The sequence below is a fragment of the Streptomyces sp. NPDC058289 genome (assembly GCF_042880975.1).
In the GTDB taxonomy this organism is placed as follows: domain Bacteria; phylum Actinomycetota; class Actinomycetes; order Streptomycetales; family Streptomycetaceae; genus Streptomyces; species Streptomyces stoeckheimensis.
On sequence record NZ_JBHVYI010000175.1, the window covers coordinates 1 to 7,302 of the forward strand.

Consider the following 7,302-nt stretch of genomic DNA (forward strand, 5'->3'; position numbering starts at 1 on the left):
GGCCCGCACCCTGTGAGGGGTGCGGGCCACGCCCGTTTTCGTACGCGGGGACGCGGGGACGCGGATCGTCCGGCCGGGCCGCTATTCGAGGCTCGGTGCGATCCGGGAGGGGCCGGCCGACGGATCGGACAGCAGCTTGTCGTGGAGCTGCCGGCCCTCGTCCGTGAGCTGCTGCGGGCCGCTGTGCGGGGGCACGCCCGACACGCTCGCGCCGGGGGCGCGCGGAGGCTCGTACTCGGTCGGAGCGGTCACCCAGGTGTAGGCGGTCGCGGCGGCGATGACGGCCGTCACCCCGACCACCGCACGCATCCACCGCCGGTTGCGGTGCTCGCCGGACACCCGTACGGCGGCTGCCGCACGCGGCTCGAGCCGGACCGCGGGCCGCAGCGTGCCGAGCCGCTCGCGCAGCACCGCGGACTGCTTCGCGGGCGGTACGCCGTCCAGTTCGGGGAGCTGGTCGGCGAGGTCGGCGTGCGCGTTGACGAGCCGCCTGCCGGCGGTCGGCGTGGACGCCTCGGTCTCGGCGGCGGTGTCGGGGAGGTCCAGCCCGACGCCGTCGTAGAGCAGCACGGTGCGGCGGTGGGCCGGGGGCAGCGAGAGCATCGCGTCCAGGAGGATGCGGTCCGCGGGGTCGGCCGGGGGCTCCTCGGGGTGCCGGTGGGCCCGCCGGAACCGGTGCCACGGGGAGAGCGCGTACTCGTACGTCGCCGCGCGCACCCACCCGACCGGATCGGGGTCGGTGGCGACCTCGGGCCAGCGCTCCCACGCCTGCTGGAAGGCGTGCTCCACGGCCTCGCAGGAGAGGGTGTGGCGGCCGGTGAGGAGGTAGGCCTGGCGGGTCAGGGCGGGGGCGGTGCGGTCGTAGAGGGCCTCGAAGGCGTCGATCGCCGACGGCGTCGGGGCGGTGTCCTCGCCGGGCGCGTCCTGGGGGGCGGTACGGGCTTCCCCCGCCGGGTCGTCCGGCTTGCCGGGGTCTCCCTCGGGTTCGGCCGGTCCTGCGGCGGCCTTGCCGGCCGGCGTGGAGTTCGGCGCAGAGTTCGATGTCGAGTCCGACGCGGCGTCAGGCCCTGCGGCCTTCGCGGCTGCTGACGCGGGGTCCGCGCCGGATCCGGGCGCGGAGTCTGCCCCGGTGGCGCCCGTCCGGGTGGCGGCTTCGGAGCCCGCTTCGGCGGCCTTCCCGGAGCGCGGCCTGGAGTGCGCTCCGGCGTCCGAGCCGGTGTCAGGGGCCGTCTCCGTACCGGTGTCCGTAGCGGTGTCCGTACCCGCGCCCGGGGGGAGGGGGCTGCCGGGGCGGAGGGCTGCGCGGCCGCCTCCGCCGTGGCCGCCCGTGGCGGCCCCGGCCTTGACCGTGGACTTGGCCTCGTGCCGGGGCATCCCGACGGGGGGCTTCGCGGCGCGCTTGACGGCGGCCTTGGGCCGGGTCTGCGCGCCGACGGGCCGGGTGAGTCCGCGCATCAGGCGCAGCCCGAACCGGCCCTCGGGGGCGTCGTCGGCCGGCGCCGTGTCCGCATCCGCGGGAGCGGCGCCGGTTGCCGCCCCGGCGTCCTCGGCTGCGTCCTCGGAGGCGTCCTCCGCGGCGCTGTCGAGCCGACTGTCGGGCGCGGTGCCCCGGGCTGACGCCGCGTCCGCATCCGCCCCGGCGGGGCCGGTTGCGGCGGACGCGCCGAGTGCTGACGCCCCGACGACGGGAGCATCGGCCCGTGGTGTGGCGGTGCCGTTGGCCCAGGCGGGCCGCAGGGGCCGGGTGGACGTACCGTCGGCGACCGCTGCCGCCCCGGTGCCGTCCGGACGGTCTCCGCGATCCGGGCTGCCCGCGGGGGCTGCCGCGGCGGAACCCGAGGCGGAACCCGAGGAGGAACCCGTGCCCTTGCCCCGGTCCGGGCCGTCCGGGGACGCCGAGCCGTCGGCCCGGGCCGTGGGGCCCGAGGGGGCGGAGTCCGCGGACTCGTCCGCGGACAGCCGGGTCAGGAGCTTGGAGTAGGCCTCCAGCTTGCGGCCCCGGGGGTTGGTGCGGCCGGTCTCCCAGGAGCGGACCGTGTTCGGGGTGACGCCCACTGCCGCCGCGACCTCTTCGTGCGTCAGGTCGGCCTCTTCGCGCAGGCGTCGGCGTTCCTTCGGGGTGGGGAGGCCCAGCTCCGTGACGCTTTGTGTCATGCCACACTCCCCGCGACCCGGACGCCCTGACCGAAAAAGTACATAAACGTATATTGAGCGACACCACGGTCATTCGCCTGTTACCCGCCCATAGCGCGTGTCGTTGGCACCATGGCGGGGTGACCCAAGTGACCGAACGCGGGACCTCGTTGCCCACGCCCCCAAGGGCCCCCGTACGGCGCCGTTCACCGGCGGCCGCCGCGTGTGTCGTGGGTGGCGCCGTCGCCGCAGTGCTGGGGCTCGGTTTCCTCGCCGTGCTCGTCATCGTGCTGTGGATCAGCTCCCCCTACCCCGACAGCGGCCCCGGCGGCGCCCTGCACCTCGCCGCGGGCCTCTGGCTGCTCGCCCACGGAACCGAACTCGTCCGCTACGAGACCCTCTCCGGGGTGCCCGCCCCCGTCGGCCTGACCCCGTTGCTGCTGGTGGCCCTGCCCGCCCTGCTCATCCGGCGGGCCGCCCGGCTGGGCAGCGCCGCGCAAGAGGACCGGGGCGCGGAGCCGCTGCCCGCGGGCGTGGTGTTCTCCGCCGTGCTCTGCGGCTACCTCGGGGTCGGCGCCCTGGCCGTCGTCTACGCCGCCTCCGGGCCGATGCCCGCCGACCCGCTCAGCGCGGCCCGACACCTCCCGGTCGTGGCCGCCCTCGCCGCCGCCGGCGGGGTCTGGGAGTCCCGGGGGAGACCGCTCGGGCAGCTGCCCGGCCGGCTCACCCGGCCCCGCTACGCCCTCGCGCTGCGGGCCGGCGCCGGCGGGGTACTGGTGCTCCTCGGCGGCGGAGCCCTGCTGGTCGGCGCCTCGCTGGCCTGGCACGGGTCGGAGGTGCAGGGCTCGTTCGCGGCGCTGACCGGCGTCTGGTCGGGCCGCTTCGCGGTGCTGCTGCTGGCCCTCGCGCTGATCCCGAACGCCGTCGTCTGGGGCGCCTCCTACGCCCTCGGTCCCGGCTTCGCGCTGGGCACCGGAGCCGCTGCGACCCCGCTCGGCATGGACGGTTCGCCCGCGCTGCCGGGCTTCCCGCTGCTCGCGGCGCTGCCCGCGGAGGGGCCCGGCACGCCGTTGACCTGGGCCGTCGGCGCGGTGCCGGTGGTGGCCGGGCTGGCGGTGGGCTGGTTCGCGGTACGCCGGGCGCGCGACGTCTCGTACGGGGAGACCGCGCTCACGGCGGCCCTGGGCGCCCTGGTGTGCGCCCTGGCGACGGCCGCCCTCGCCGCGGCTTCGGCGGGGCCCCTCGGATCCCGGGAGCTGGCCGCCTTCGGCCCCGTGTGGTGGCAGGCGGGCGGGGCGGCCCTGGGCTGGACCCTGGTCCTCGCGGTCCCGCTGGCCGTCACCGTGCACGCCTGGCGGAACCGGCCCGCGAAGGGCCTGGCCGGCGAGGGCTCCGAGGACGGCTGGCACGACAGCGGTGTGCGCGAGGTCCGCTGGGCGGCCCTGCGCCGTGCGGCGGGCACCCTGATCCCGGACTTCTCCGGCACACCGGAGGAGGGCGACGGGCCGCCCCCGGCCCGGGTCCCGGAGGAAGCCGCCCGGCCGGTGTCCGCACCGCCGAAGCGTCCCGTGCTGGTCATGCCCGGCCTCAAGCTGGACCTGACCCCGATCCCGCTCCCCGCACTGCCCGCGGACCCGCCACCGGCGACGACGCTCACGCCCGCACCCGGGGCCCTCGTAGCGGCAGGATCGCCCCTGACGGCGCCGCCGAGCCCGTCCCCGCTCGTCCCGCCGGTGACCGGAGCCCGCGTCCTGACCCGCCGGAAGCCGGCACCGGGACCGGAAACGGGACCGACAGCGGCATCGGAAACGGCATCGGAAACGGACCCGGGGCAGGCCGCCCGGCCCGAGCCGGAGGCCGCCCGGATCGACTAGCCACTGCTCGGCCACCGCTCGACTACCGCTGGACCTCGAGCATCTTGCCGATGAAGTTGTCCGGCAGCAGGTCGTTGCACTGCAACTCGGCCGGCTTGGTGAGGGCGTCCTGCTTGCAGACGTAGAAGTCCTTGTACGTGAGCTGCACCGCGTACGAGGACAGCGCCAGCAGGATCGCCAGCGAAGCGGTCACCAGGCCGCTCGCCGCCGCCGTCCTCTGGGGCCGGGCGGCGGCGCCCAGCGCCGCCAGTCCGCCCCGGGCCGCGCCGGGAGCCGCACCGGCACCGGCATCCGCATCCGTACCGGCACCCCGGCCCGTACCCGTACCCACGTCCGCCGCCGTGGCGCCCGAGGCGCCCGTGGTGCGCGGTGCCCCCTGCGCCCCGTCCCCGGACGGCTTCACCGGGACCCCGCGCAGCGCGCTGATCCCCCAGTACAGGGCGAGCGCGCCCAGCAGCAGCCCCATCGACGGGATGCCGAAGACCCCGAAGAAGAAGCCCCACATGCCGGCCAGTAGCGCGTACCGCGCCCGCCGCTGGATCGGGTCCGTGGGGTCCCAGCGAGCCGGTCCCGACCCGGGGTCCGCGCCCGGTCCCGACCCGGGGTTCTGCGGGTCGCCGCCGTCACCGCCGGCGCGCGGCTCCCAGAGCTGATCGGGCCGGCCTTCCGGGGGCGCCGCGAAGGGGTTGTCGTCGGTCGGGCGGTCGGGCTGGGGGCGGTCCGGCATCGGGTGTGTTTCATCCCCTGTGTCGTGGACGCCGCTGGGACGTCCGAGGCCTGTTTACGGCGTGTACGCCAGACGCTACCGCCCACCCGTCCCCCCGTCCCTCGGGGGCCGTCCGGTGTGCCGGTATCGTTGCAGGCGGTCGGTGGCTTCGTATGGTCCCCCGTATAGCGGGGACCCGAAGTTTCATGCGATCACACAAGACGAACGACGCGCCCCCGGTTCACGCCGGGAGGCGCCCCCGCTCGACGAGAAAGGGCCTCCCATGGCCGCCTCCCGCCTGGTCGTGCTGGTCTCCGGATCCGGCACCAACCTCCAGGCCCTGCTCGACGCCATCGACGCCCACCCCGGCGGACCCGAGGGCTTCGGCGCCGAAGTCGTCGCCGTGGGAGCCGACCGCGAGAACATCGCCGGCCTGGAGCGCGCGGAGAAGGCCGGGATCCCCACCTTCGTGTGCCCGGTCAAGGCGTACGCGAGCCGTGCGGAGTGGGACGCCGCCCTGACGGAGGCCACGGACGCGCACGCGCCGGACCTCGTGGTCTCGGCGGGGTTCATGAAGATCGTCGGGCCCGAGTTCATCGGCCGCTTCGGCGGCCGGTTCGTCAACACCCACCCGGCCCTCCTCCCGGCGTTCCCGGGTGCGCACGGCGTACGGGACGCCCTCGCCTACGGCGCGAAGGTCACCGGCTGCACCGTCCACTTCGTGGACGCGGGCGTGGACACCGGTCCGATCATCGCCCAGGGTGTGGTCGAGGTCAGGGACGAAGAGGACGAAGCCGCTCTCCATGAGCGGATCAAGGAAGTCGAGCGCGAGCTGCTCGTCGACGTCGTGGGGCGCCTGGCCCGGCACGGCTACCGCATCGAGGGACGAAAGGTAACAATCCAGTGACCGCCGCAGAGGCCGCAGGGACCGTAGAGACCGTGACCGCAGAGGGCGAGGACCTCGCCGCGTCGAAGCGCCCGATCCGGCGCGCGCTCATCAGCGTGTACGACAAGACGGGACTGGAAGAGCTGGCCCGCGGTCTGCACGAGGCGGGTGTCGCGCTCGTCTCGACCGGCTCCACCGCCTCGAAGATCGCCGCCGCCGGGGTGCCCGTCACCAAGGTCGAGGAGCTGACCGGCTTCCCCGAGTGCCTGGACGGCCGGGTCAAGACCCTGCACCCGCGCGTGCACGCCGGCATCCTCGCCGACCTGCGCCTGGAGGACCACCGCAACCAGCTCGCCGAGCTGGGCGTCGAGCCCTTCGACCTGGTGATCGTCAACCTCTACCCCTTCCTCGCGACCGTCCAGTCGGGTGCGACCCCGGACGAGTGCGTGGAGCAGATCGACATCGGCGGCCCCTCGATGGTCCGCGCCGCCGCCAAGAACCACCCCTCGGTGGCCGTGGTCACCAGCCCGGCGCGCTACGACGCCGTGCTCGCCGCCGCCCAGGGCGGCGGTTTCGACCTCACCGCCCGCAAGCGGCTCGCGGCCGAGGCCTTCCAGCACACCGCCGCGTACGACGTGGCCGTGGCCTCCTGGTTCACGAACGCGTACGCCCCGGAAGCCCCCGAGGACTCTGCCGTACTCCCCGAGTTCCTGGCCGGCGCCTGGGAGCGCAAGTCCACCCTCCGCTACGGCGAGAACCCGCACCAGGCGGCCGCGCTGTACACGGACGGTCGGCCGGGCGGGCTCGCCAACGCCGAGCAGCTGCACGGCAAGGAGATGTCCTACAACAACTACGTGGACACCGACGCGGCCCGCCGCGCCGCCTACGACCACGAAGAGCCCTGCGTCGCGATCATCAAGCACGCCAACCCGTGCGGCATCGCGGTGGGCAAGGACGTCGCCGAGGCCCACCGCAAGGCGCACGCCTGCGACCCGGTCTCCGCCTTCGGCGGGGTCATCGCCGTCAACCGCCCGGTGAGCGTCGAGCTCGCCGAGCAGGTCGCGGAGATCTTCACCGAGGTCATTGTCGCCCCCGACTTCGAGCCGGGCGCCGTCGAGGTCCTGGCGAAGAAGAAGAACATCCGCGTGCTGAAGGTCGAGGGCACCCCGCACCAGCCGGCCGAGCTCAAGCCCATCTCCGGCGGCGTGCTGCTCCAGCAGAGCGACCTCGTCCAGGCCGAGGGCGACGACCCGGCGAACTGGACGCTCGCCACCGGCGAGGCCCTCTCCGCCGACGAGCTCGCCGACCTCGCCTTCGCGTGGAAGGCCTGCCGCGCCGTGAAGTCCAACGCGATCCTGCTCGCCAAGGACGGCGCCTCGGTCGGCGTCGGCATGGGCCAGGTCAACCGCGTCGACTCCGCGAAGCTGGCCGTCGAGCGGGCGGGCGCCGAGCGCGCGCAGGGCTCGTACGCCGCCTCCGACGCCTTCTTCCCCTTCGCGGACGGGCTGGAGATCCTGACGGCCGCCGGCATCAAGGCCGTGGTCCAGCCGGGCGGTTCGATGCGCGACGAGCTGGTCATCGAGGCCGCGAAGGCGGCGGGCGTGACGATGTACCTCACCGGGACCCGGCACTTCTTCCACTGAGCCCGGCGCTCACCCGCAGACGGCGAAGGCCGCCCACCGCAGCAGTGCGGTGGGCGGCCT

At 75.3% G+C, this 7,302-nt stretch carries 5 protein-coding genes; 3 read left to right on the forward strand and 2 right to left on the reverse strand.

Features of this window, described 5'->3' with window-relative positions; translation table 11 throughout:
- Window positions 1–81: 81 nt before the first annotated feature.
- Window positions 82–2,154 (reverse strand): helix-turn-helix domain-containing protein, encoded by a 2,073-nt coding sequence (locus tag ACFVX6_RS40255; RefSeq protein ID WP_389699548.1) that lies wholly within the window; start codon window positions 2,152–2,154, stop codon window positions 82–84.
- A gap of 119 nt (window positions 2,155–2,273) precedes the next feature.
- Here ACFVX6_RS40255 and ACFVX6_RS40260 point away from each other — a divergent pair, with 119 nt between their 5' ends.
- Complete coding sequence (locus tag ACFVX6_RS40260; protein ID WP_389699549.1) at window positions 2,274–4,007, forward strand: DUF6350 family protein; 1,734 nt, start codon at window positions 2,274–2,276, stop codon at window positions 4,005–4,007.
- Window positions 4,008–4,029: 22 nt separating this feature from the next.
- Here the strand turns inward: ACFVX6_RS40260 and ACFVX6_RS40265 are convergent, their stop codons facing one another.
- Window positions 4,030–4,734 (reverse strand): hypothetical protein, encoded by a 705-nt coding sequence (locus ACFVX6_RS40265; RefSeq protein WP_389699550.1) that lies wholly within the window; start codon window positions 4,732–4,734, stop codon window positions 4,030–4,032.
- A gap of 262 nt (window positions 4,735–4,996) precedes the next feature.
- Between ACFVX6_RS40265 and purN the strand changes: the two genes are divergently transcribed.
- Together purN and purH are read left to right on the forward strand one after the other, a co-directional pair.
- Entirely contained in the window at window positions 4,997–5,620 is a 624-nt protein-coding gene (purN, locus tag ACFVX6_RS40270) for a phosphoribosylglycinamide formyltransferase (protein WP_243333506.1), read from the forward strand.
- Window positions 5,621–5,652: 32 nt separating this feature from the next.
- The gene (purH, locus tag ACFVX6_RS40275) at window positions 5,653–7,242 is read left to right on the forward strand and encodes a bifunctional phosphoribosylaminoimidazolecarboxamide formyltransferase/IMP cyclohydrolase (RefSeq protein WP_389699551.1); all 1,590 of its coding nucleotides are present in this window, start codon (window positions 5,653–5,655) and stop codon (window positions 7,240–7,242) included.
- The last annotated feature ends 60 nt before the right edge of the window (window positions 7,243–7,302 follow it).

Excerpts from the sequence above, each read along its gene's own strand:
- ACFVX6_RS40255 (WP_389699548.1), bottom strand. The coding sequence starts at position 2,154 with ATGACACAAAGCGTCACGGAGCTGGGCCTCCCCACCCCGAAGGAACGC.
- ACFVX6_RS40265 (WP_389699550.1), bottom strand. The coding sequence starts at position 4,734 with ATGCCGGACCGCCCCCAGCCCGACCGCCCGACCGACGACAACCCCTTC.
- purN (WP_243333506.1), top strand. The coding sequence starts at position 4,997 with ATGGCCGCCTCCCGCCTGGTCGTGCTGGTCTCCGGATCCGGCACCAAC.